23 protein-coding genes are annotated in these 22,590 nt (G+C 71.4%); 5 read left to right on the forward strand and 18 right to left on the reverse strand.

Annotation, left to right across the window (positions count from 1 at the left end; all coding sequences use genetic code 11):
- Positions 1-3: 3 nt before the first annotated feature.
- Genes FHR82_RS01720 through FHR82_RS01730 form a run of 3 tightly spaced genes read right to left on the reverse strand, consistent with a single transcriptional unit; the run spans position 4 to position 1,783 of the window.
- Entirely contained in the window at positions 4-636 is a 633-nt protein-coding gene (locus FHR82_RS01720; RefSeq protein WP_311770820.1) for a TetR/AcrR family transcriptional regulator, read from the reverse strand.
- Between the two features lie 47 nt (positions 637-683).
- On the reverse strand, positions 684-1,460 hold the full coding sequence (locus tag FHR82_RS01725; RefSeq protein ID WP_184808435.1) for a DUF1700 domain-containing protein: 777 nt from the start codon (positions 1,458-1,460) through the stop codon (positions 684-686).
- A complete protein-coding gene (locus tag FHR82_RS01730; protein WP_184808436.1) occupies positions 1,457-1,783 on the reverse strand; it encodes a PadR family transcriptional regulator in 327 nt (108 codons plus the stop codon). The genes FHR82_RS01725 and FHR82_RS01730 overlap by 4 nt, the downstream gene beginning before the upstream one ends.
- Before the next feature lie 276 nt (positions 1,784-2,059).
- On the opposite strand from FHR82_RS01730, the gene FHR82_RS01735 reads away from it, so the two are divergent.
- A complete protein-coding gene (locus tag FHR82_RS01735) occupies positions 2,060-3,289 on the forward strand; it encodes a hypothetical protein (RefSeq protein ID WP_184808437.1) in 1,230 nt (409 codons plus the stop codon).
- Between the two features lie 22 nt (positions 3,290-3,311).
- Here FHR82_RS01735 and FHR82_RS01740 read toward each other — a convergent pair whose 3' ends face one another.
- Positions 3,312-4,373, reverse strand: a complete 1,062-nt coding sequence (locus FHR82_RS01740) for a dihydrofolate reductase family protein (protein WP_311770821.1) — start codon at positions 4,371-4,373, stop codon at positions 3,312-3,314.
- Between FHR82_RS01740 and FHR82_RS01745 the strand changes: the two genes are divergently transcribed.
- Positions 4,372-4,836, forward strand: a complete 465-nt coding sequence (locus tag FHR82_RS01745) for a cupin domain-containing protein (RefSeq protein ID WP_221463251.1) — start codon at positions 4,372-4,374, stop codon at positions 4,834-4,836. The two genes, FHR82_RS01740 and FHR82_RS01745, sit on opposite strands and share 2 nt — an antisense overlap.
- 77 nt (positions 4,837-4,913) lie before the next feature.
- Positions 4,914-5,690: an ankyrin repeat domain-containing protein gene (locus FHR82_RS01750; RefSeq protein ID WP_184808439.1), complete on the forward strand. Its 777-nt coding sequence runs from the start codon at positions 4,914-4,916 to the stop codon at positions 5,688-5,690.
- Here FHR82_RS01750 and FHR82_RS01755 read toward each other — a convergent pair.
- The 3 genes from FHR82_RS01755 to FHR82_RS01765 all read right to left on the reverse strand — a co-directional run bounded on the left by FHR82_RS01755 (position 5,687) and on the right by FHR82_RS01765 (position 7,751).
- Positions 5,687-6,433: a sugar isomerase domain-containing protein gene (locus FHR82_RS01755; protein WP_184808440.1), complete on the reverse strand. Its 747-nt coding sequence runs from the start codon at positions 6,431-6,433 to the stop codon at positions 5,687-5,689. The two genes, FHR82_RS01750 and FHR82_RS01755, sit on opposite strands and share 4 nt — an antisense overlap.
- Entirely contained in the window at positions 6,430-7,068 is a 639-nt protein-coding gene (locus tag FHR82_RS01760; RefSeq protein ID WP_184808441.1) for a TetR/AcrR family transcriptional regulator, read from the reverse strand. Before FHR82_RS01760 ends, FHR82_RS01755 begins: the two co-directional genes overlap by 4 nt.
- 248 nt (positions 7,069-7,316) lie before the next feature.
- Positions 7,317-7,751 (reverse strand): MarR family winged helix-turn-helix transcriptional regulator, encoded by a 435-nt coding sequence (locus FHR82_RS01765; protein ID WP_221463252.1) that lies wholly within the window; start codon positions 7,749-7,751, stop codon positions 7,317-7,319.
- Between the two features lie 80 nt (positions 7,752-7,831).
- Between FHR82_RS01765 and FHR82_RS01770 the strand changes: the two genes are divergently transcribed.
- Complete coding sequence (locus FHR82_RS01770; protein WP_184808442.1) at positions 7,832-9,232, forward strand: MFS transporter; 1,401 nt, start codon at positions 7,832-7,834, stop codon at positions 9,230-9,232.
- On the opposite strand, the gene FHR82_RS01775 is transcribed toward FHR82_RS01770, so the two are convergent.
- The 5 genes from FHR82_RS01775 to FHR82_RS01795 form a co-directional block, all read right to left on the reverse strand.
- A complete protein-coding gene (locus FHR82_RS01775) occupies positions 9,233-10,966 on the reverse strand; it encodes an ArnT family glycosyltransferase (RefSeq protein ID WP_311770909.1) in 1,734 nt (577 codons plus the stop codon).
- Positions 10,967-11,010: 44 nt separating this feature from the next.
- A complete protein-coding gene (locus FHR82_RS01780; RefSeq protein ID WP_184808444.1) occupies positions 11,011-12,240 on the reverse strand; it encodes a bifunctional glycosyltransferase family 2/GtrA family protein in 1,230 nt (409 codons plus the stop codon).
- 65 nt (positions 12,241-12,305) lie between these two features.
- Positions 12,306-14,051: a glycosyltransferase family 39 protein gene (locus tag FHR82_RS01785; RefSeq protein ID WP_184808445.1), complete on the reverse strand. Its 1,746-nt coding sequence runs from the start codon at positions 14,049-14,051 to the stop codon at positions 12,306-12,308.
- Between the two features lie 39 nt (positions 14,052-14,090).
- Positions 14,091-15,539: a sensor histidine kinase gene (locus tag FHR82_RS01790; RefSeq protein ID WP_311770822.1), complete on the reverse strand. Its 1,449-nt coding sequence runs from the start codon at positions 15,537-15,539 to the stop codon at positions 14,091-14,093.
- Between the two features lie 7 nt (positions 15,540-15,546).
- Positions 15,547-16,263: a response regulator transcription factor gene (locus tag FHR82_RS01795; RefSeq protein ID WP_311770823.1), complete on the reverse strand. Its 717-nt coding sequence runs from the start codon at positions 16,261-16,263 to the stop codon at positions 15,547-15,549.
- 133 nt (positions 16,264-16,396) lie between these two features.
- On the opposite strand from FHR82_RS01795, the gene FHR82_RS01800 reads away from it, so the two are divergent.
- Positions 16,397-16,933 (forward strand): hypothetical protein, encoded by a 537-nt coding sequence (locus tag FHR82_RS01800; RefSeq protein ID WP_184808446.1) that lies wholly within the window; start codon positions 16,397-16,399, stop codon positions 16,931-16,933.
- Here the strand turns inward: FHR82_RS01800 and FHR82_RS01805 are convergent.
- From FHR82_RS01805 to FHR82_RS01830, 6 genes are all read right to left on the reverse strand, one after another.
- Entirely contained in the window at positions 16,915-18,129 is a 1,215-nt protein-coding gene (locus FHR82_RS01805) for a lytic transglycosylase domain-containing protein (RefSeq protein ID WP_221463254.1), read from the reverse strand. The genes FHR82_RS01800 and FHR82_RS01805 overlap by 19 nt on opposite strands.
- 192 nt (positions 18,130-18,321) lie before the next feature.
- Positions 18,322-19,332: a M14 family zinc carboxypeptidase gene (locus FHR82_RS01810; RefSeq protein WP_184808447.1), complete on the reverse strand. Its 1,011-nt coding sequence runs from the start codon at positions 19,330-19,332 to the stop codon at positions 18,322-18,324.
- 43 nt (positions 19,333-19,375) lie between these two features.
- Positions 19,376-20,560, reverse strand: a complete 1,185-nt coding sequence (locus FHR82_RS01815; RefSeq protein ID WP_221463255.1) for an MFS transporter — start codon at positions 20,558-20,560, stop codon at positions 19,376-19,378.
- Positions 20,561-20,566: 6 nt separating this feature from the next.
- Positions 20,567-21,280: a hypothetical protein gene (locus FHR82_RS01820; protein WP_184808448.1), complete on the reverse strand. Its 714-nt coding sequence runs from the start codon at positions 21,278-21,280 to the stop codon at positions 20,567-20,569.
- Positions 21,277-22,152: an ATP-binding cassette domain-containing protein gene (locus tag FHR82_RS01825; protein WP_184808449.1), complete on the reverse strand. Its 876-nt coding sequence runs from the start codon at positions 22,150-22,152 to the stop codon at positions 21,277-21,279. The genes FHR82_RS01820 and FHR82_RS01825 overlap by 4 nt, the downstream gene beginning before the upstream one ends.
- Positions 22,149-22,553: a GntR family transcriptional regulator gene (locus FHR82_RS01830; RefSeq protein ID WP_221463256.1), complete on the reverse strand. Its 405-nt coding sequence runs from the start codon at positions 22,551-22,553 to the stop codon at positions 22,149-22,151. Before FHR82_RS01830 ends, FHR82_RS01825 begins: the two co-directional genes overlap by 4 nt.
- Positions 22,554-22,590: the final 37 nt, after the last annotated feature.

Consider the following 22,590-nt stretch of genomic DNA (forward strand, 5'->3'; position numbering starts at 1 on the left):
AGGTTACCGCCCCAGCATCGCGTCGAGCTCCGACTGGAAGAACTGCCCGGTGTCGAAGCCCATGTTGGTGAAGTGGTTCGCGATCTCCAGGCTGATCACGCCGTGCAGGTTCGCCCACAGACCGAGCGCGGTGCGGAGCGTGCCCGCCCGGAGGTCGCTCTCCGCCCAGTCGCGGTGGGCATCGAGGTGCTCGTCGAACGCGGTCGCCGGACCGGGATCGCGGTCCGCCAGCGCGTCGAGCAGCATGCCCATCAGCTCCCCGGCGATCTCCGTGGTGGTGTCCGGCGCGTGGTAGCCGGGGATCGGGGTGCCGTAGATCAGGAAGTACCGCTGCGGGTACGCCAGCGCCCAGTCGCGCATGGCGTGCGCGATCACCGCCGGGTCCGAGCCCTTCGCCTCGACGGCCGCGTGGAACGCGTCGGCCAGCTGCCGGTACGCGTCGGTCACCAGCTCGGTGATCAGCTCGTCCCGGTTGGCGAAGTACCGGTACAGCGCCGGGCCGCTCAGGCCCATGGCCTTGGCGATCGCGTTGAGCGAGATCGCGGACGCGCCTGCTTCCGCGATCTGCGCCCAGGCGTGTTCCTTGACCTCGGCACGCACCTGCGCCCGGTACCGCTCACGAGGAGTAGTGCTCACCCCAGTCACTGTAACAGGCAGGTACGCCAGTTAGAACCTGTAACAGATCATGGCCAGGCGTGTTCGCCCGTGGACAGCAGCGGCAGCAGCTCCATGGCCCGGACGGCGACGCCCAGCGCCCACCCGGTGAGCGGGATGCCGAGCCACAGCCACCGCCGGTCACGTTGCGCGCGGTTGCCGACCAGCACCGTGAGCACCGCGGCGACCACGGCGACCGTCGCCGCGCCCGCGCCGAGCCACCCGAACCAGCCGAGCAGCCACACCGTGCCGAGCCACACGAGCGCGGCCTTGACGAGGCGCAACCCCGGCCGAACAGACGTCAGGTACGCGACGACCGGCAGCCGTCGCTCCGCCACGGCCAGCCGCTCCCGCACCAGTCGCAGCTCGGGCAACGCGGCGATCTCGTTCATCGTCGACCGGTCCCTGCCGACCGCGAGCCAGGACGCGAACAACCCGAAGAGCAGGAACACCAAGGGGGACCGGGGGTCGTTCCCCATGACCTGGCTCATGACGTAGCCGGCCACGCACGCCGTGACGGTGGTGGCCAGGAGCACCACCAGGCCGGTGCGCGCCAGCCACGGCGGCGGGTGCCACGGCGTGGGCTCGTCCGGCATGCCGAGGGCGCTGCGGAGTTCCTCCGCGTAGTCGGCCGGGTCGCCGAGCCGGTCGGCGAGCGTGTCCGTGCCGAGGTCGGCCGCCATCGCCGTCACCTGTGGTTCGACGTCCTGGAGGATCTCCTCGATCTCGGCGGCGGGCAGCCCGGCCAGTTCGCCTCGCAAGCGGTCCAGATAGGCCTGGACCTCGGTGTCCGTGCTGGTGTTCACGCCGTCGCCCCTTCCAGTAGATCCGTCATCGTGGTCGCGAACCCGCGCCAGGTCTTGCTCGCGTCCGCGAGCCGCTGCCTGCCGACGTCGTTGAGCGCGTAGTACTTGCGGTGCGGGCCTTCCTCGCTGGGCCGCACGTACGAGGTGAGCGCGCCGGAGTTGTACAGGCGGCGCAGCGTCCCGTACACCGACGCGTCGCCGACCTCGTCCAGCCCGGCCTGGCGCAGCCTGCGGACCACGTCGTACCCGTAGCCGTCCTCGTCGCTCAGCACGGCGAGCACGGCGAGGTCGAGCACGCCCTTGAGTAGCTGGCTGATCTCCATCGATGTCCAGTCGCGTCGTGTTAGTAGTACGTCGTGGACACTACCACGCAATGCGGAGTAGTCGGCAAGATCGCGAACACGCAGTTTCGGCACAGTTCTGGGCAATGTCATTGGTTGCCCTCTGTCACTCAGATAGGCTCGAATCGCCCATTCGGGGGCGGGGCGGTTCGCTGGGGGACACGGTGAGTATGCGCGCGCCTGCCCTCTGGTCCGCGGCTCCGCAACCTGTGTCAGACCATGAGGGGTTTCTTGATGCGTAGTCGAAGAATTGCGGCTGTGGTGGCCACTGCGGCCGTCGCGCTGCTGGCCGGGACGGTCACCGCGAACGCGGAGCCCGCGGGCGCGGGCCGGGACGGTGTGCTGGCCGAGCCGCTGCAGAGCGCCGCGGCGCGCGGGGACGCGCGCGCGGCCGACGACCCGCTGGGGTCCTACTTCGTCCCGGTGTCACCGGTTCGGGTGCTGGACACGCGGTCCGGTGCCAAGGTGGGACAGCGTGGCCAGGTCACCGTGGACCTGTCGGCGCGCACGCCGGCCTCGGCCACCGCGGTCGTGCTGAACGTGACCGGCACGGAGACGACGGCCTCCACGTTCATCACCGCCTACCCGACGGGTGAGGCGCGGCCCGAGGCGTCGAACCTCAACCTGGGTGCCGGCAAGACGCGGGCGAACGCGGTCGTCGTGGCGACGAGCTACGAGCGCCAGGTGACGCTGTACAACAACTCGGGCAGCACGCACCTGGTCGCCGACCTGGCCGGGTACTACATGCTCGACACCGCGTCCCGCTTCACCCCGACGGCCCCGCGGCGTGTCCTGGACACGCGGAACAGCGCGCCCGTCGGCCAGGGCGGCGTGGTGAACGTCAACCTGTCGTACCTGCCCGCCAGCGCCACCGCGGTGACGTTCAACCTGACCGGTGTCGGCGCCACGGCGTCCACCTACGTCACGGCGTACCCGTACGGCCAGGCGCGGCCGACGGCGTCGAACATGAACCTGTCGCCGAACGAGGTGGTCCCGAACCAGGTCACGGTGCAGCTCGGGACGAACCGGTGGATCAGCCTGTACAACAACACGGGCCGCACCCACCTGATCGTCGACGTCGCGGGCTACTACGCGTCCGACCGGGGCTACCAGTTCGTGCCCACCATCCCGTTCCGGCAGATGGACACCCGGCCCGACTTCCCGCTGGACCCGTCGTTCTTCCTCGCCCTGCCGGGCTGGGACAGCGAATCCGCGTCCATGACGATCGTCGGTGTCGCCGCCAACCTGACCGGTGTCGGCGCGACCTCGTCCACGTACGTCAAGGTGTGGCCGGGTGGCCAGGACGAGCCGCCCACGTCGAACCTGAACGTGGTGCCGGGGCAGGTCGTGGCGAACGCGGTGACCGTCGGGATCGGGTACGAGGACCACCCGCAGATCCAGGACCGCACGGTGAACTTCGCCAACAACTCGGGTTACGTCGACGTGATCTTCGACGTCGCGGGCCTGTTCGTGCAGTACAACGCCTGACCGTTCGCGTCGCCCGGGTGCGTCACCGCCCGGGCGGCGCGAGCTGCGGGCGGTTGACCTCGCGGACCGCGTCCGCGAGCTCCGGTCGTTCGACGACCGCCACCCCCGCGGCCGTGAGCTGCTCCGCGCCCTCGCCGACCACGAACGTCGACGGCTCCCGGTAGGCGAAGACGACGCGCGGGATGCCGGCGTCGAGGATCAGCCTGGTGCACGACCGCGGCCGGGACTTGCGGGTGCTGCAGGGTTCCATCGAGCTGTAGATGGTGGCGTCCGCCAGGCGCGGGTCGTCGTCGGCGAGCTTCGCGAGTGCAGACTCCTCGGCGTGCACGGTGTCGTCGGTCTCCCGCGAGTACCCCCACGCGATCTCCTCACCCGCCGCGTCGACGATCACCGCGCCGACGCTGAACGCGGTGGTGGACGGCGGGCACAGCCGCGACAGCTCGACCGTGCGGGACAGCCAGTGACCGTCCACAGCGGACTCGCTGAGCAGGTACCGGTGCAGCACGACGTTCCCGATCCGCGTCACGTCCGCGAGCGTCGCGCGGTGCTCCCTGGTCCACGGGAACCGTCCATCATGGACATAGCGGGGCGCGGCGGCGTCCCCGACGAAGAACGGCGCGATCACCAGCTGCAGCTCGTCGACCCGGCCGGAGGCGAGGAACTCGGTCAGGACGCGGCCACCGCCCTCGACCATGAGCCGCTCGACGCCTTTCGCCGCGAGCCGCGCCAGGACCGCGTCGACGTCCCCGTGGGTGACGAGCGACTCGCCGTCGGCGCGAAAGGCCGCGTCGGCAGGCAGGTCCCCGCTCGACAGCACGACTTTCAACGGTGTCACGGGTTTACCCGCTGCCTCCCGCGCGGCCCGGCGGGCCGGCGAGCGGACGGAGAGCCGCGGGTTGTCGTTGCGGACCGTGCCCGCGCCGACGAGGATCGCGTCGGCCTTCGCGCGCTCGGCGTCCACGCGGTCGAAGTCGGTGGCGTTGGAGAGCACGAGCCGCTCGGCCGACGTGTCGTCGAGGTAGCCGTCGAGCGAGATCGCGCAGCTGATCAGCACATACATGGTGTCGCCTATCATCCCAGACATGTCATTCTCCGGTGAGGTCAGCGCCACGTACCGGAAGGCGGACACCCCGCCGGAACTGGCCGGTGCCAGGACAACCGGCCGGTTCCTCGCCACGGGCGCGCTGACCGGCGGCCACTTCGGACTCTTCCAGTGGGACATGGCGCCACAGGCCGGTGGTCCGGGTGCCCACTTCCACAAGACGTTCTCGGAGAGCTTCTACGTGCTGGACGGCACGGTCCGCCTGTACGACGGCGAACGCTGGGTGAACGCCGAGAAGGGCGACTACCTGTACGTGCCGGAGAACGGCGTCCACGCCTTCCGCAACGACACCGACGAGCCCGCGTCGATGCTCATCCTGTTCGCGCCGGGGCCGCCGCGTGAGGAGTACTTCCTCGAGGCCGCCGAGATCGCGCGCAGCGGGCGGCAGCTCAGCCAGGAGGAGCGCACGGAGTTCCTCGCCCGCCACGACCAGTACATGGTGTAGCCCGGAACACGCCGGGCACCGCGCTCGTGGTGGCCGGAAACGGCCGGGAACCTGTTGGCACGGCATAGGATCGGCGCATGAACCTCCATGAGGCCGCCGCGGGCGGGACCGTCGAACAGGTCGCCGAACTCGCCGCACAGGCGACGGACGTCGACGAACTGGAGGAGGGCCGCACGGCGCTCTGGTGGGCCGTCTTCGAGCACCAGCGTGCCAACGCGCTGGCACTCGTCGCGGCGGGAGCGGATCCGTGGCGGCCGATGATGTCGGGCTGGTCGCCTGCGCGGCTTGCCGCCGCCGGCCCGGCACCGGACCTGTTCGGGACCGGCGCGGAGTTCCGTGCCGCCGAGACCGCGGCCGTCGAGGAGGCCATCCGCCTCCCCGGGGTGCTGTGGGACGTGGAGCGCGAGGGTCTCGGCCTGACCTGTGTGGCGGGCATCGACGTGGCGGAAGCGGTGCGGCGGCTGGCCGCCGTTCCGTGTGACCGCGAGGAGTCCCTCGACGTCGTCGGCGCGACCGACGTGCCGGGCGGCGTCGTGCTCGCGCAGCCGTGGGGATTCCGCCCGGCCGAACGGAGTGTGCTCGAACGACTGTCCGCCGGCACGGTCTGCTACGGCCTGTACGTGAACCCGAAGAGCGGCGACCAGGGCACCTCCGCTCGCGACGGGGTCATCACCGGATGGGACCTGTTCCCCGGCGGGGACGTCGCCGAGGACGCTCCCGCCGAGGAAGTCCTGCTCACGTACCTGTACCGGTTCGAGCCGGTCGCCTTCACCTGCGCCTACGCCGGACTGCGGCTCACCGACAGCCGCGCGATCGCCGGTGAGCCGGACGTGTGGCTGCGGGTGCTCGCCTAGCTCGCCGTGCGGCGGAGGCGGCCCTCGTACAGCGCTTCGAGCTTGATGTTGCGTTCGTAGCCGCCCGGGACGTTGTTCGACACGTACACCGGCGGCTCGATGCCCCACTCGATGAGCAGCCGGACCGTGTCCGCCACCAGCATCTGTGCCAGCAGGCCCGCGGTCAGGGACGACACGCCGCCGACGGAAGTGCCGTCCGGCAACGGAAGCAGGGTGTCGCCGAAGGGGGCGCCGTTGTCCAGCGTCACGTCCGCGAAGTCCGAAAGGCGCTTGCCCGACTCGTGCCGTGCCGGGACCTGGCTGCTGTGCTGCAGGGACGTGATCACCACGAGCTTGTGGCCCTTGGACGTCACGATGTGCGCCATCTCCACGACCGACGAGTTCACCCCGGAGCTGGACGCGATCACGAACACGTCCTGCGGCTGCGGCGCCGCCATCTCGTACAGGCGCGACACGACGTCACCGCGGCGCTCGAGCATCGGGTCGGCCAGGACCGCGGGGTCCTCGCCGCCGAACTGCACCAGGTCGGACAGCGCGATGCGGTTGGTCGGGATGAGCCCGCCCGCGCGACCCGCGATCTCCAGCGCGGTGCCCTGCGAGTGGCCGGTGCCGAACGCCTGGATGACGCCGTTGTTCCGCACCGAGGAGGCGAGCAGCTCGGCGGCGGGGGTGACGTCGGTCTTCGCCACCTCGTTGAGGCGCTCCAGCAGCGCGGCCGCGGAAGCGGTGGCGGAGACGCTCATTCGGCGGTCACCGCCGCGACCGCGAACCGCACTACTTCCGTGATGACCTCGTCCAAGGTGATCCTTCCGCGATTGACCGAGTAGTGGTGCACCAGTTCGTTGACCGAGGCGATCACCGCGAGCGCGGGCATCGTGAAGTCGCGCGGTTCCGCCTCGCCGCGCAGCACCGCGCGGTCGGCCTCGGCGACCATGAAGTCCCACCACCGCTTGCGCCACGCCAGCCGGTGCTTCTCGACCTTGTCGCTGACGCCGTACATCTCCACGTACGCGAGCCGCGCCCAGCGCGGGTCACTGGCCATGTTGCTGATGAACGTGCGCACGGCCAGCTCGAACCGTTCACCGAGCGCCGCGTCGGTCGCGTCGGCGAACGCGGCGTTGACCGCGTGGTAGGACTGCTCGTTCGCCCGCGAGTGCAGCGCGATCAGCAGGTCCTCGCGCGCGTGGAACTCCTCGTAGAAGTTGCGCGTGGACACCCCAGCGTGGGTGCACAGCTTCTCGATGGACGAGTTCGCGTACCCGTCGGTGCCGAACAGCTGCAGTCCGGCCTCCATCAGCCGTTCGCGCCGCTCGGCCCGCCGGTCGGCGGCCGTCCGGCCGCCGTACGTGCGGCGTGTCACCGCATCGGTACCCGGCATCCGCTTCCCCTCGCCCTCAAACCTCGTGCACTGCCACCGGTCAGGCTACTGGCAGTGCACGAGGCGAGACAACGAGGCAGCGCAAGCGGTCACGATGCCAACAAAACGTGCAATCAGGTCTGTATCGCGCTTCCCGGTTGCTGGTGCTGTGTACGCCTACGTTGGCGGGGGTGGTGTCCCAGCCGGACGAGCTTTGCCTCCGGCGGCTCCTCCCGCGTGCCTGGTGGCAGGAGCGGCCCGGCGCGGCGCTAGGTCTTCTTGGTTCGCAGCCCTTCCGCCAGTGCCTCCAGCGCGGGCAGGGCGTCGTGCAGGGCGTCCGTGACGTCGGGGGACAGCCCGTCGAGGATCCTGGCCACGGTCTCCGTGCGGGATTTGATGATCCGCAGGTGCACCTCGTGGCCCGCGTCGGTGGCCTCGAGCTGCACCGCCCGCTGGTCGGCGGGGTTGGGCAGCCGCGTGGCCAGCCCGTCGTCGACGAGCTTGGCCACCACGCGGGACAGCATCGTCGGGTTGAGGCCCTCGATGTCGGCCAGCTCGGTCATGCCGATGGGCCCTCGGTACGCGACGAGGCCGAGCACGGAGGCCTGCGTGGGCGTCAGGTTCTCGCTGACCGGGGCGGCGTTCAGCAGCCGCGCCAGCCGGCCGATGACCCGGCGCAGGCGGGTCACGTTCTCGGCATCCACTTACCGACTCCCCGTAGGTCTGGTTGGTCACACGCACTTGGTTGCTTGCCAGCAAGCAAGTATTATCCGCGGATATGGGGATGCGAAGCATAGGAGCAACGGCACCGGCCGACATCCCCGCAGGTGAGGTTCCCGGTCCGCTGCCACGTCGCCACGTGGTGTTCGCCGTGGTCGCGCTCGCCCTGTTCATGGCGTCGATGGACCAGACGATCGTCGCGACCGGCCTGAACGCCATCCAGTCCGACCTCGGCGCGGAGCTGACCTGGAGCGGGTGGACGATCACCATCTACTCGCTCGGCCAGATCATCGCCATGCCGATGGCGGGCAAACTCGGCGACCACTTCGGTCGCAAGAAGGTCTTCCTCATCGCCGTCGTGGTCTTCACGGCGGCATCGCTGGCCTGCGGGTTCGCGAACAACATCTACGTGCTGGTGGCCCTGCGGGCCGTCCAGGCGCTGGGCGGCGGCGCGTTCATGCCTGCCGCCACGGGCATCATCGCCGACCACTACGGCCCGGCCCGCGACCGCGCGGTGGGCATGTTCACGTCGATCTTCCCCATCGGCGGCATCCTGGGCCCGATCCTGGGCGGCGTCTTCGTGACCTACTCCTCGTGGCGGACCATCTTCTTCGTCAACGTGCCGATCGGCGTGGTGCTGTTCGTGCTCGCCTGGCGGCTGATCGGCGAGACACCGCGCAAACGGGCCGACCGGATCGACGTGCGCGGCCTGGTGCTGCTGGCGTCGCTCATGCTGACCACGATGTACGGCCTGACGAACCTCGACCACGGCCTGACCAGCCCGTGGTTCCTGGTGCCGGTGGTGGGCGGGGCGCTGTTCTCGTACCTGTTCGCGCGGCACACGGCCCGGTCCTCGGCACCCTTCATCCCGATGAGGTTCCTGCGTGGCAAGGGTTTCGGCGCGATGAACGTGCTGAACCTGCTCTTCGGCGGCGCCGCCATCGGCTTCGGCGCGCTGGTCCCGCTGTACGCGGAGGAACGCTTCCACCTGGACCCGCTCGCCGCGGGGACGGTCCTGACCGCCCGCGGCGCCGGGGTGATCGCGGTGGCGGCACTGGCCGTGCTCACGCTGCGCCGCCTCGGCTGCCGCATCCCGATGGTGGTCGGCTTCGTGCTGATCACGACCGGGTTCGCGCTGATGGCGTTCCCGCCCCCGAACACCAACGGCTACCTGTGGCTGATGATGGCCGCGGGCATCACGGGCGTCGGGATGGGCGTGTCGGTGCCCGCGTCGAACAACGTCGGGTTGCAGCTGGCCCCGGACCAGATCTCGTCGATCGCGGGCCTGCGGGGGATGTTCCGGCAGAGCGGTTCGATCATCGCGGTGTCGGTGATGACCGCGGTGGCCGCCAACAGCGCCAACCCGGCGCTGGCACAGGCACACGGTTTCGTGGTCCTGTCGGTGCTGCTGCTGGCGGCCGTCCCACTGATCTTCACGATCCCGGACCACCGGGGTAGCTGGTAGTCAGCCACGCAGGTCGTACACGGTCTGCCCGTCCACCTCCTGGGACTCGAAGGTGTCCGACACCCACTCGTCGATGTCGGAACCGCCCCGCGGCCCCATGCCGCTGATGTAGTAGCTGATCTCCCCGTCCTCGACGTACCGCTGGAACTCCGCCAGCGTCGGCGCCGGATCGCCGCCGTTCCAGCCGCCGATCGCGATCACCGACTTCCCCGAGGCCAGCGCCAGGTCCGCCGCCGCCGTGCCGCCGGTGGTCGCGGCCGCCCACGTCGTGCCGGTCGCGGCCAGCAGGCCGGCCACCGACGACGACACCGGCGGCCCGTCCATGTCGAACTGCTGCCCGTCGGCCACCGGCCCCGACAACGGAATCGATCCGGAGTGCGCCTCGGCCGCGGTCGCCACCGTGAAGGCGCCACTGCCCAGCAGCGCCGTCACCACCGCCGCCACCCCCAGCACCCGGGCCCGCACGCCCACCGCGAGCACCGCGGCGACCACGACCGACGCCACCACGATCACCCAGCGCAACCACGGCAGCCACTCCGGTGACCGGTCCAGCAGGATGAACGTCCACACCCCGGTCACCGCGACCATCCCCGCCAGCACGAACCGGGCAGGCGGATGCGCACGTCCCCGCCACAGCTCCCGCCCCGCGATCGCCGCCACCGCCGCCACCCCCGGCGCCAGCGCCACCGCGTAGTACGGGTGGATGATCCCGCTCATCAGGCTGAACACGACCGCGGTCACGACCGTCCAGCCGCCCCACAACAGGAGCGCGGCCCGCGTCCGGTCGGTCCGCGGCGCACGGCGGGTGAACCACAGCCCCGCCACCAGCCCGATCAGCGCCGCGGGCAGGAGCCACGACACCTCCACCCCGAACGCCGAGCCGAACATCCGCCCGGGCCCGCTCGCACCGCCGAAGCCGATGTTCCCGCCGCCCATGCCGCCGCCAGGGTTGCCGTCACCGCCGAAGATCCGGCCCAGCCCGTTGTACCCGAGCGCCAGCTCAAGCACGCTGTCGTCCGTCGAGCCCGCGATGTACGGCCGCGTCCCGGCGGGCCACAGCGCCACCAGCGCGATGTACCACCCCATCGACACGACCACCGAGACCAGGCCCAGCGCCAGGTGCCACAGCCGCCGCCCCAGCGACGTCGGCGCCGCCAGCAGGTACACCAGCGCCAGCGCGGGCAACGTCAGGAACCCCTGCAGCATCTTGGTCAGGAACGCGAACCCGACCGTCGCCCCCGCCAGCACCAGCCACGCGGGGCTCGCCTTCTCCACCGCCCGCACCGTGCAGTACGCGCCCGCCACCAGCAGCAACGTCAGCAGCGCGTCCGGCTGGTCGTACCGGAACATCAGCGCCGCCACCGGGGTCAGCGCCAGGCCGGCACCCGCCAGCAGACCCGCCGTGGTGCCGGACGTCCCGCGGACCGCCGCGTACAGCAGCCACACCGCGCCCACACCCATCAGCGCCTGCGGCACCAGCACCGTCCAGCTCGAGAACCCGAAGACCCGCGCGAACAACCCGGGAACCCACATCGCCGCTGGTGGCTTGTCGACCGTGATCACGCCGCCCGCGTCGGTCGCGCCGAACAGCCACGCCTCCCAGCTCTGCGACCCGGCCTGGACCGCGCCCGCGTAGTAGCTGTTCCCCCAGCCGGTCGCGGTCAGGTTCCACAGGTAGAGGACGGCGGTGCCCACCAGGAGCAGCGCCAGTCCCCACGGCCGTTGCCGCCGCACGGCAGCCGTCGGCGCGACGGCGGTGACGGGTGAGGCGGTGGCGATCACGACGCACTCTTCTCGGTCAGGCGGCGCGGGTGGAACACCCAGCCGCGGAGCAGCAGGAACCGCAGCACGGTGGCCGCGAGGTTGGCGGCGACGAGCACGGCCAGCTCCAGCCCTCGGCCGGGCGACGTCAACCCGTGCAGCACGGCGAGCGACCCGGACGTCAGCGCCAGGCCGAGGCAGAACACGATCAGGCCCTCGAACTGGTGGCGTGCCACCCCGGCCCGCCCACGCACCCCGAACGTGTACCGCCGGTTCGCGGCCGTGTTGCCGACCGCGGTGACACCCAGCGCGGCGAAGTTCGCGCCCTGCGCGCCCAAACCGTTGCGCAGCAAAGAGAACAACACCAGGTAGGCCAGGGTGGACACCACGCCGACCGCGGCGAACCGGACCAGCTGCCGCAACAACCCGGCCGGTGGCGCGTCCCGGCCGAGTTGTTCGCGCAGGTGGGCCACCGGGATCCGGCCCGTCGCGAAACCCCGTGCCAGGCGGGCGATCCCCTTCAGGTCGGCGATCGCCGTCGCGACGAGGTCGACGCGGCTGTCCGGGTCGTCCACCCAGTCCACCGGCACCTCGTGGATGCGCAGCCCCGTCCGCTCCGCCAGCACCAGCAGTTCGGTGTCGAAGAACCAGCCGGTGTCCGCCACGTGCGGCAGCAGCTTCTCGGCCACATCCCGGCGGATCGCCTTGAACCCGCACTGCGCGTCGGAGAACCGGGTCGCGAGCGCACCACGCAGCAACAGGTTGTAGCCGCGGGAGATCAGCTCCCGCTTCGGCCCGCGGACCACCCGCGCACCCCGTGCGAGGCGGGACCCGATCGCCAGGTCCGAATGGCCGGACAGCAGCGGCGCGATGAGCGGGGGCAACGCGTTGAGGTCTGTCGACAGGTCGACATCCAGGTAGGCGAGGACCGCGGCGTCGCTCGCCGACCACACCGCCCGCAACGCGCGTCCGCGGCCCTTCTCCGCCAGGTGCACGGCGGTCACCTCGGCGAACTCCGCCACCAGTGCGTCGGCGACCGCCGCGGTGCCGTCGGTGCTCGCGTTGTTCGCGATCGTGATCCGGAAGCGGTAGGGGAACCCGGTCGACAGGTGCTGGTGCAGTCCGCGGACACAGGGGGCGAGGTCCCGTTCCTCGTTGAACACGGGCACGACGACGTCGAGCACCAGGGTGTCCCCATCGGTGTCGATGGCACCCCGGTCGGTGGGGTTGGGCACGGTCAGCGTCATGGTGAACACGCTTCGCTGCCAGGCTGGGCCGGCCGTGTGCCTCGCCTGTGCGTGAGCTGTGGGTGTCATGACAGGTCGTAGACCGCGACGCCGGACACCTGCTGTGCCTCGAAGTTCTCCGCCACCCACTCGGCGATCCGCGCGCCCGCGTCACTGCCGCCGGTCGCGGTCGACGACATCGCGCCGTCACCGATGAACCAGTGGATCTGTCCACGCCGGACGTACTCCTGGAACTGTGCGAGCGTCGGCGACGGGTCCGTGCCGTTGAACCCGCCCACCGCCAGCACCGGTTTTCCGGACCCCAGCTGGTATCCGGCCGCGTTGTTCGATCCCACGGTCGCCGCGGCCCACGTGTGGTCGCCTTGCCGCAACAGCGCCACGAGGTCCGCGCCGGGCGTCGGCGCGTCGAGCAGGCCACCCATGCCGCCGAAGTTCATGTTCCCCACAGGCGGACCCACTGACGGGCCCGCCGACGGCAGCGCACCCGAGTGCGTCGCCGCCGCCGTCTGCAACGAGTACGCCGCGGGCCCAGCCAGCGCGATCACCACCGCGAGCGCCGCCACCGCCAGACTCCGCTCCACCAGCAGCAACAACGCCGCCGCCGCGAGCCCCAAGACCAGCAGCACCAGCGACTCGAGCAGGAGATACGTCTCCATCGCAGTCAGCGCCACCGCCCCCGACAGCACCGCGACCCCGGTGAACCCCTTGCGCCACAACGCCACCACGCCGATCCCGAGCACACCCGCGAGCGCCGGGGCCAGCGCCACCGTGTAGTAGGCGTGGATGATCCCGTCCATCAGGCTGAAGACCACGGCCGTGACGACCAGCCACCCGCCCCACAGCAACAGCGACGTCCACACCGGACCACGCCGCCATGTCGCCCACAGCCCGCCTGCCAGCAGCACCACGGCCGCGGGCAGCAGCCACGCGATCCCGCCCGCCATCTCCGCACCGAACAGCCGCCCCCACACGCCACCGGTCCCGCCCCCACCGACGCTGCCGACCTCGTCACCGGTCAGGCGGCCGAACCCGTTGTAGCCGAACGTCAGCTCCAGCACCGAGTTGTGCTGCGAACCGCCGATGTACGGCCGGTCCGCCGCGGGCCACAGCGTCACCAGCAGCACCCACCAGCCGGCGCTGACGATCACCGCGCCGGCCGCCACCGCCAGGCCCAGCAGGCGTTCGCGCCGCGCGCCGACCAGCCACGCGAGCCCGAACGCGGGCAGGACCAGGAACGCCTGCAACATCTTCGTCAGGAACCCGAACCCGACGCACGCGCCCGCCAGCACGAGCCACCACACGCGTCCGCGCCGGTTCGCGTCCTCGATCGCGCGGACCGTCGCGTAAGCGCCCGCGGTGAGCAGCAGCACGAGCAGCGCGTCCGGGTTGTTGAACCGGAACATCAGCACCGCGACCGGCGTCAGCGCCAGCACGATCCCCGCCAGCAGCGCGGCCGCCTCGCCGGCCACGCGTTTGACGGCCGCGTACAGCAGCCACACGGTCGCCACACCCATCAGCGCCTGTGGCACCAGGATGCTCCACGAGTGCACACCGAAGATCCGTGCCGACAGGCCCATCACCCACACCGACGCCGGTGTCTTGTCGACGGTGATCCCGCCCGCCGCGTCCGTCGCACCGAACAGCAGCGCCTTCCAGCTGGCGGCACCGGCCTGCGCGGCCGCCGAGTAGTACGCGTTCGCCCAGCCGGAGGCGCCGAGGCCCCACAGGTACAGCACGCCGGTGGCGGCGAGCAGGACCGGCAGTAAGGGGCGGAAAGCCGTCCGGGGCAGGGGAGGGGCGAGTGTGGTCATGGCAGCCAACCTGGCGAGCCGGGCTGGGTGCCGCCTTGGTCAATCCTGTGACCGGGCTGTGTCCGTGCGCGGCAGCCTGACCGTGAACCCGGTCCGGCCGGGACGGCTCTGGACGCTCACGTGCCCGTGGTGCGCCTGCACGACCGCCGCGACGATCGCGAGGCCCAGGCCCGTGCTGCCCGCGGCGCGGGACCGGGACGAGTCACCGCGCGCGAACCGCTCGAACACCTCCGGCAGCAGGTCGGCGGGGATGCCGGGACCGTCGTCGGTGACCGTGAGCGTCGCCGCCTCGTCCGATGTGGACAGTGTGGTGGTGACGGTCGTGCCGGGCGGGGTGTGGGTGCGGGCGTTGGACAGCAGGTTCGCTAGTACCTGGTGCAGCCGCGCGTCGTCACCGGGCACGACGACCTCGTCCGGTGGCACGTCGAGGCGCCACACGTGCTCGCGGCCCGCGACCTGCGCGTCGCTGACGACGTCGACGACCAGCCGCGACAGGTCGACGTCGGCGTACTCGAGGGGACGGCCGGAGTCCAGGCGCGCCAACAGGAGCAGGTCGTCGACGAGCCTCGTCATGCGGGCCGCCTCGGACTCGACGCGGCCGAGCGCGTGCGACACCTCGGGTGCCACGTCGTCGTCACGGCGGCGGATCAGCTCGGCGTACCCGCGCACGGCGGCGAGCGGGGTCCGCAGCTCGTGGCTGGCGTCGGCGACGAACTGGCGGACCCTGGTCTCGCTCTCCTGCCGCGCGGTGAGGGCGTCCTGCACGTTGCCGAGCATCCGGTTGAACGCGAGGCCGACCTGCCCGACCTCGGTGTTCGGGTCGGTGTACCGCTTCGGCACCCGTTCGGCCAGCTCCACCTCGCCGCGGTCGAGGGGCAGGTCGGCGACCCGGCTCGCGGTCGCCGCCACCCGTCGCAGGGGTTGCAGTGCCCGCCGGACGATGAACGCGCCCGCGCCCGCCGCGGCCAGCAGCCCGGTCAGCGCCACGCCACCCATGATCAGCCCCGCGCTGACCAGGACCTCGTTGACCTCGGACATCGGCAACCCGGTCACGAAGGTCTCGCCGCCAGGGCCCGCCCGCGCGACGAGCCGGTACTCGCCGAGGTTCTCGATGGTTCTCGTGTAGTACCGCCCGTCGGTCGGCACGTCCTTGATGTCGGCCGCCTCGGCGGTCGTCAGGACGCGCGGGGTGTCGCCGCTGGTCTCCTGCCAGGCCGTGCCGGAGCCGTTGGCGAAGATCCCGGAGACGGTGCCGGTCGCCTGGGGCGGCGCGTTGCCGGGGCCGGGCGTGACGAATATGCCGCCTCCGGGCTGCTCCCGGCGGACCTGCCACCCCTTGCTGCTGGCATCCTCGACGCGGTCGTCGAGTTGGTCCACCAGGAACGCGCGGAGGGCGATCTCCGAGATCGCGACGATGACCACGCAGACCAGCGTCAGCAGGACGATCTGCTCGAAGATCAGCCGCCTGCGCAGCGACCAGCTCTCCACGCCCCGCTCAGCCTGCCGGTTTGAGGACATAGCCCGCGCCCCGCATCGTGTGGATCATCGGCGGCCGGCCCGCGTCGATCTTCTTGCGCAGGTAGGAGATGTACAGCTCGACGATGTTGGCCTGGCCGCCGAAGTCGTAGTGCCACACCCGGTCGAGGATCTGCGCCTTCGACAGCACCCGCCTCGGGTTGCGCATCAGGTACCGCAGCAGCTCGAACTCGGTGGCGGTGAGGTCGACCAGCTCGCCGCCGCGGTGGACCTCGCGGCTGTCCTCGTCGAGGGTGAGGTCGCCGACGACCAGCGACGCGCCCGCGGTCGCCTCGGTCACGCCGGTGCGGCGGAGCAGCGCACGCAGGCGCAGCGTGACCTCCTCGAGGCTGAACGGCTTGGTGACGTAGTCGTCGCCGCCCGCGGTGAGGCCCGCGATGCGGTCCTCGACGGCGTCCTTCGCGGTGAGGAACAGGACGGGCAGCGTCGGCAGGTCGGCACGCATGCGGCGGAGGACCTCGAGGCCGTCGATGTCGGGCAGCATGACGTCGAGGACGACGGCGTCGGGCCGGAACTCGCGGGCCGCGCGGACCGCGGCCAGGCCGTCGAGGGCGCTGCGGATCTCCCAGCCTTCCAGGCGCAACGCCATCGTGACGAGCTCGGCCAGCGCGGCCTCGTCGTCGACCACCAGGACGCGGACCGGTCGGCCGTCCGGTCGTCGCAGCTCACTCCGCATGGGCACATGGTCGCCCGGGGTGGTGTGGTGCCGCTGTGTGAAGCCTGTGGGTTTCCTGTGCCCGGCGAGGGTCACAGCGGTTGCCCACAGCGAGCACAGGTCACGCACAGGAACAACCCCGACTGTGGTGGGCATGAGTACGGAACAGACAGAAACCCCCCAGTGGGGCGCCCCGCCGCCCCCGGAGCAGCCCGGCAGGCGGTGGTCGACCAAGCGGATCGTGGTCGCCGTGGCCATCGCGGTGGGCATCGCGGCGGCCGGTGGCGTGGCGATCTACGCGGCGAGCGGCTCGACCACCGCCGATGGCGGCCCGGGCGGCGGCCGGGGCGGGGCGGGTGGCCCGGTGTTCGTCGGCGGCCCGCTGGGCGGGATGTCCGGCACCGACCACGGCGAGTTCCAGACCGGCGAGGTCACCGAGCTGACCGACGAGTCGATCACCGCGAAGAGCGAGGACGGCTACACGAAGACCTACGTGATCGACGACGAGACCCAGCTGGGCGACGGCATCGCCACGGGCGACGAGGTGACCGTCATCGCCACCACGGAGGGGTCCACGACCACGGCCGAGTCGGTCATGGAGATGGGGGCGATGCCGCAGCGCCGCGACGGCGACGGCGGCCGCCAGAACGGCGGTCCGCAGGACGGTGGCCCTCAGGACGGCGGCAACTGACCGCCGGTCAGGGTGCCGGGGTCTCCGTCGCGGACAGCTCCAGCGGGTGCGCAGTCGGGTGACTCGCCGACCAGCCCGCCGACCAGGCCCTCGACGGTGTCCAGCAGGCCGCACTGCTGCGCCGGTTCCTCCGGCGCCTCCACCGGCGGTTCCGGCGGTTCCGGCGAGGTCGGCGGCAGGGTGGGCGGTGTGTCCGGTGGGGTGCTCGGCGGTGTGGTTGGTGGCGTGCTCGGCGGAGTCGAGGGCGGTGTGGACGGAGGCGTGCTCGGCGGAGTCGACGGCGGCGTGGACGGTGGCGTGCTCGGCGGTGTGCTCGGTGGTCGTGACGGCGGGACGCTGGGCGGCGTGCTGGGTGGCGTGGTCACCGGGGTCGTCACCGGCGTCTCCGGCGGCAGCCACGTGACGTCGGTGATGTCGTCCACCGTGATCGTGTTGTTCTGGTAGACCGACATCCACGACCGCACCAGCGACAGGTAGCTGGTCGAGTGGTTGTAGCTCAGCACCGCCTCGTCCAGCCCCGCAGGCGTGCCGAGGTCGCGGTTCGCGGCGCACAGGTACCTGGCCGCGGCCAGGCTGGCGTCGTACACGTTGTGCGGGTCGGCCGTGCCGTCGTCGTTGCCGTCGGACCGCCACCGCGACCAGGTGCCCGGGATGAACTGCATGGGCCCGACCGCGCGGTCCCAGGACGTGTCCGTGTCGAGGGCACCGCCGTCGGTGTCGTGGATCGCCGCGAACGGGCCGCCGTTGAGCACCGGGCCGAGGATCGGGGTCAGGGTCCGCCCGGTCGCGTCCACCCGCCCACCCCTGGCGTGCCCCGACTCGACCTTGCCGATGGCCGCGAGCAGCTCGAGCGGGACGTGGCAGTTCGGCTGCACCAGGTCGGTCCTGTCGACCGCCCGCTGGTAGGCCGCCAGCACGGTCGACGGGATGGTGCCCGTCACCGACGGTGGCAGCGCGTTCACGAACCTGCTGCTCGCGAGGTGGCTCTCCACCAGCGGGAACGTCAGGTCGGGCGGTGTGCCGCCGTCCACGCCCGCCTCCGCGGGCGCGGCCTCCGGGTCGCTCACGACCGGCGCGCCTGCCCCCGACGACGCGGACGACGCCGACGAGGACACCGTCGACGCCGCCAGCAGCACCGCGCTGATCGCGACCAGTCCGCTGGACGGCTGCCGGACGCGCGCGTTTCTCTTCCGCACCGCGCTCCACCCCTTCGATCCACCGGTACGTAGGTGAACCCACGCCAGTAGAGCACCGGGGCGACGCGGAGATAGCGACCGAGGCACAGGCGTACCCGATCGGGCAGGCATGCCAGCCTCATCGGTGACCAGGCCCTGCCCGGAGCGTCATGACGGCGCGAAGAGGTCACACGGTCGCGCGGTAACGCCTCGTCAGTCTGCGGCTTCGACCGACTCGGCACCGACGGGTGCGCCGCGCGGTGGGATGGCGTCCGCGCGGGCCGGGTCGATCCGCGTCACCGACCCGTCGGCCGCGGTCTGGGCGACGGTCAGCATCACCAGGTAGGCCGCCCGGATCTGCGACTGCTCGTCGTCGATCGCCGACAGCTCCAGCAGCACGGAGGCGCTGCCGAGCAGCCCGTACGCGTTCCTGGCGATGCCCTGGTAGTCGCCGCCGGGGTACTGGCTGACGTTGCCGCCCGCCAGGTGGTCGATGGTCTGCTGGGCCACGACCGTCACCTGCTTGGCCGCGTCGACCGCCGCAGGCGTGACGTCCGGGTGCGTCGGCCACATCAGCGACGCGGTGATCTCCCGGCCGTCGTCGTCGAGGTACCGGCCCTGCATGTGGAAGTCCATCGCGATGTGCGGCCGGAACCCGGCGTACGCGCGCTGGATGTGCGCGGCCTCGGTCGCCGGGTTGTCCTCGGGCGCCACGGCCGGGTCGTGGTACCGGTTGATGTCGTAGCCCTTGCCCTTCTCGCCGTACTCGGGGTCGGCGTCCGGGTCGTAGTTGTAGCGCCAGTTCCGCTGGTGGCCGTCCGGGTTCGCGCGCACCACCACGTCGAGCGTGATCCGCGACAGCAGCCACCGGTGCCAGAACGTGTTCGGCACCCCGACGGTCCGCAGGAACTCGACGGCGGCAGGCGTGCCGAGCGGCTCGTTGCCGTGCTGCTGGGTCACGTACTGGATCCGCACCGGCCCGTGCCCGAGGCGCGCGGCCCAGACCGGCCTGCCCTCGTTGGTGTCCCCGATGCCGCGGACCTCGATCCGCCCGTGGCTCCTGCGCGCGAGGTCCTTCAGCTGCGTGGCGAGGACTTCGTTGGAGGGGCGTGGGTCGACGGTGTGGGCGAGCGGTGCCGCGGGCTGTGCCTGCGCGGGTGCGGTGGGGGAGACGAACGCCATCGTGGTGGCCGCGGTCAACGCGAGCAGGGTACGTGAGCGCATACCACCAACCTGACACGCTCCTGACGCATCTGACAAGGACGGTTCAGGTGCGTCCCCGCAGCGCGACTCCGGTCGCGACCGTCGCCAGCAGGCCGAGGCCACCCGCCACGACCAGTGTCACCGGCGCGGACGTCAGGTCCAGCAGCACGCTCCCGCCCACATAGGACAGTGCGGCGGCGACCCCGATCGCGCCGTACAGGTTCCCGAACACCCGCCCCAGCATCGGCGCGGGCACCAGCCGCGGCACCAGCGTGTTGGTCGCGACGTCCATCGCCGCGATGCCGAGCCCGCGCACGGCCTGCACGGTGAACGCGGCCGCCACCGCCCACGCCAGCCCGGTCAGCAGGTTCCCCGCGCTGCTCACCGCGAACCCGGCGACCAGCAGCACCACCATCGGTACCCGCTTCCCGGCCGCGCCCAGCACCGCGTATCCCGCCAGCAACCCGATGCCCACCGCCGCCAGCAGCAGTGCCACCGCCGAGTCACCCGCGCCGAACGTGTCGTGCGCGAGGAACACCAGCGCCACGTCGTCGACCCCGTTGCACGCCACCACCGCGCAGAACCCCAGCGCGATCGCCCGCAGCGCCTTGTCCGACCACATGAACCGCACACCCTCGCGTGCCGACCCCAGCAACCCGCCCTCCGCGGGTGCCGGCCGCAGCGACGGCACCGCGAGCAGCAGCAACGCGGACAGTCCGAACGACGCCGCGTCCACCACGAGCACCCCCGGCACGCCGATGAACCCGACCAGCCCGGCCGCCAGCAACGGCCCGAGCACCTCACCCGCGTTGGCGCCGAACCCCAGCAACGCGTTGGCAGCGGGCAGGTCCCGGTCCGCCACCAGCGCGGGCATCGCCGCCCGCGACGCGGGCAGGAACACCTGTCCCGCCACCGCCCGCAACGCCACCAGCACCAGCAACACCGGCAGTGGCGGCAGCGTCAGCGCGATCACGAGGATCAGCCCGCCCTGCACCACGTCCGCGGCCACCATCACGCGCCGCAGGTCGAACCGGTCGCTCAGCGCACCGGTCAACGGCCCGAGCAGCGCCGGCGCGAAGTCGCCGACCAGCAACAACAACGCGACCGCCAGCGCGTCCCCCGCGCGGTCGGCGACGAGCAGCATCAACGCGACGAGGCTGAGCGCGTCGCCGGTCAGCGACACGATCCGCGCGGCGGCCAGGGCGCCGAACGCCCGGTTGGTCCGCACCAGGCGGAACGTGTCGGTCACAAACGGTCAAGCTACCTTCGCACGCACCGGGATGTCGCGCACGATTCCCCAGGTCGCCGCGCAGCCCACCACGGCCCCGCCCAGGCACACGGCGACGGCGGTCAGCAGCGGGAACCGCAGCGGCTCGGTCAGCGTGTCGAACAGCGGCACCCCGTTCAGCCCCACCAGCACCTCGCTCGGCGCGACGATCAGCAGTCCGAGCGGGATGGTCGCGAACCCGAGCAGGATGTTCCTGGTGAACCCGGCGGCGATCATCGCCCCGGCGATCGACCACAGCAGGAACATCAGCGTGAACACCCCGAGCAGGCCGAGGACGTTGCCGGTGTCGCCGAACAACGTGGCGAACGGGGTCCGGTGGTGCCACCCGGCCATCGCGAACGCGCCGCGCTCGATCTGGTAGGCGATGGTGATCATCGCGGCGAGGGCGACGGCCAGTCCGGCGAGGTAGGGCCACAGCTGGCGCAGGAAGTCGCGGCGGGTGCGGCCGTGGGCGAGGTTCAACCGCAGGTACGTGGTGGCCGCGTCGACGCCGAGGCCGAGCACGACCCACCGCGGCACCTGCGTGGCGACGTAGTGCCAGATGCTCTGGTCGACCGTGCCCCAGAGCGCGACGCCGGCGAGGATCGCCGCCGACACCAGCATCGCGGGCAGCCACAGGATGAACAGGAAGGACACGTGCGAGGTGAGCAGCACGCGCAGCAGCGGCCAGCGCGCGGTCATCGGGCACCCCCGGAAGTCAGGTGTACGAACAGGTCCTGCAGCGCGATGGGGTCGAGGTCGAGGCCGGCCTCCCTGGCCCGCGCCCTGCGCTTCTCGTCGAGCGGGCCGTACACCATCGCGGACTTGGTGCGCCCCAGCATCCGCTCACCGAGCACCTCGAGGCCGAGCGTGAACGAGTCGACCAGCGCCGCGTCCCCGGTGACCGCGGCACCCGCGGCCCGCATCGTGTCCGCGTCCTCGTGCAGCATGAGCTTGCCGCGGTCGAGGATCAGCACGTCCTCGAACAGCGTGGCGACCTCCTCGATCAGGTGCGTCGAGATGATCACGAGGCGCGGGTGTGCCAGGACGTCGGCCAGGAGCGCGTCGTAGAAGGCGTAGCGGGACGGCGCGTCCAGCCCGAGGTAGGACTCGTCGAAGATCGTCACCGGCGCGCGGGAGGCGAGGCCGATCGTGACGCCGAGCGCGCACCGCTTGCCGTGCGAGAGCGACTTGGCCTGCTTCTCCGGTGCCACCTCGAACTTCTCGAGCAGCTCCCCGGCGTACCGCGCGTCCCAGCCCGGCCGCAGCCGCGCGGCGTAGTCGAGCAGCTCGCGGACGCTCACCGAGGCGGCGGTCGCGTCGCCGACACCGCGCACGAGGCACACCTTCCCGGTCGCGACCGGGTTCTCCCACACCGGTTCGCCGTCGACGAGCACCGTGCCGCCGGTCTGCCGCTCGAAGCCGGCCACGATCGACAGCAGCGTGGTCTTGCCCGCGCCGTTGCGACCGAGCAGACCGCAGATCTTGTTGCCGGACAAGGAGAAGCTCACGTCGGTGAGCGCGTCGACGGTGTCGAACCGCTTGCCGAGACCGGTCACCTCGATGTCGGTCATCGCCCGTCCTCCCGTGCCAGCTCGTTGATGCGCTCGACCAGCTCGGACAGGTCGATGCCGATCGCCCTGGCCTCGTTGACCATCGGGTCGACCACGTCGGTGAAGAAGCTCTTGCGCCGCCGCGCACGCAGCGTCTGCCGTGCCTGCGGGCTCACGAACATCCCGATGCCCCTTCGTTTGTAGAGGATCCCGTCGTCCACCAGCTGCTGGAACGCCTTGTTGACGGTCGCGGGGTTGATCCGGTGGTGCGCGGCGTACTTGTTGGTCGACGGCACCTGCTCGTCCCCGGCGAGCGTGCCGCTCAGCACCTCGGCCTCGATCCGGTCGGCGATCTGCCGGTAGATCGGGCTCCGGTCGTCGAAGTTCACGGTCACCGCCCGGTCCGTCGGTTTGTTACTCAACTAATGAACCACGCAACCTGGCCGAAGTCAAGAGTCT

It is taken from the genome of Actinophytocola algeriensis, from assembly GCF_014203735.1.
Lineage (GTDB): Bacteria > Actinomycetota > Actinomycetes > Mycobacteriales > Pseudonocardiaceae > Actinophytocola > Actinophytocola algeriensis.

Bases quoted from the DNA above. Each gene is read 5' to 3' on its own strand.
- FHR82_RS01780 (WP_184808444.1), bottom strand. From the start codon at position 12,240: ATGACGCTGACCGTGCCCAACCCCACCGACCGGGGTGCCATCGACACC.
- FHR82_RS01820 (WP_184808448.1), bottom strand. From the start codon at position 21,280: ATGACCGCGCGCTGGCCGCTGCTGCGCGTGCTGCTCACCTCGCACGTG.
- FHR82_RS01785 (WP_184808445.1), bottom strand. From the start codon at position 14,051: ATGACCACACTCGCCCCTCCCCTGCCCCGGACGGCTTTCCGCCCCTTA.
- FHR82_RS01810 (WP_184808447.1), bottom strand. From the start codon at position 19,332: ATGCGCTCACGTACCCTGCTCGCGTTGACCGCGGCCACCACGATGGCG.
- FHR82_RS01795 (WP_311770823.1), bottom strand. From the start codon at position 16,263: ATGCGGAGTGAGCTGCGACGACCGGACGGCCGACCGGTCCGCGTCCTG.
- FHR82_RS01745 (WP_221463251.1), top strand. From the start codon at position 4,372: ATGTCATTCTCCGGTGAGGTCAGCGCCACGTACCGGAAGGCGGACACC.
- FHR82_RS01825 (WP_184808449.1), bottom strand. From the start codon at position 22,152: ATGACCGACATCGAGGTGACCGGTCTCGGCAAGCGGTTCGACACCGTC.
- FHR82_RS01760 (WP_184808441.1), bottom strand. From the start codon at position 7,068: ATGCCGGGTACCGATGCGGTGACACGCCGCACGTACGGCGGCCGGACG.
- FHR82_RS01755 (WP_184808440.1), bottom strand. From the start codon at position 6,433: ATGAGCGTCTCCGCCACCGCTTCCGCGGCCGCGCTGCTGGAGCGCCTC.
- FHR82_RS01770 (WP_184808442.1), top strand. From the start codon at position 7,832: ATGCGAAGCATAGGAGCAACGGCACCGGCCGACATCCCCGCAGGTGAG.
- FHR82_RS01750 (WP_184808439.1), top strand. From the start codon at position 4,914: ATGAACCTCCATGAGGCCGCCGCGGGCGGGACCGTCGAACAGGTCGCC.
- FHR82_RS01730 (WP_184808436.1), bottom strand. From the start codon at position 1,783: ATGGAGATCAGCCAGCTACTCAAGGGCGTGCTCGACCTCGCCGTGCTC.
- FHR82_RS01740 (WP_311770821.1), bottom strand. From the start codon at position 4,373: ATGTCTGGGATGATAGGCGACACCATGTATGTGCTGATCAGCTGCGCG.
- FHR82_RS01800 (WP_184808446.1), top strand. From the start codon at position 16,397: ATGAGTACGGAACAGACAGAAACCCCCCAGTGGGGCGCCCCGCCGCCC.